General features: G+C 39.7%; 1 protein-coding gene. It reads right to left on the bottom strand.

Going from position 1 to position 554, the window contains the following annotated elements:
* Positions 1-355: class I SAM-dependent methyltransferase (locus tag ACS8FC_RS19985; RefSeq protein ID WP_459112992.1), on the bottom strand; the 355-nt coding region annotated here is incomplete at its 3' end.
* Positions 356-554: the final 199 nt, after the last annotated feature.

Raw genomic sequence — 554 nt, 5'->3', positions numbered from 1 at the left:
TGGGATAAAGAATAAATATTTTAGCCACACTATTGGGTTTTAGCGCATGCACCGTCCAAGCAATCGCATCTGCATGGATCGCATCTAGGTTCGGTAAGTCTTGCAATGTAGCCAGCTTTGAGAAAGCATCAAACTTATTGCGTGTGCGCTCAATGGCGATCAAATGCTTATCAGAATTTTGCACTGCAAAGCTAAGTGCGTGCTTGCCCTTCCCTGCTCCAATCTCCAAGATCAACGGCTTTTCGTCTTTATTATCACTGATGATTTTTGGAATAATAAAGTCGCGTGGTGCGGAGAGTCTTTGTGGTTGAAAGGCACGCGCTTGCTGATGCGTGAACTCGATATTGTCTGTCATCTACTATCCTTAAAGCATTTGTCTTTTGTCATTATTCTGCCCCATGCTATTATATAGCCAATCTAATTGAATAGTAATATAACGATAACTAGTACTCCTCAATTCATCACAATTTATATGATAATAAATAACTATCGTGCGCAAATGATACTAATAACATCAAGGATACTCCCACCTCTATTATGACTGACTCTAATAC

Source organism: Psychrobacter sp. 1Y4 (assembly GCF_051847555.1).
This window is presented reverse-complemented; position numbering and strand designations above follow the sequence as displayed.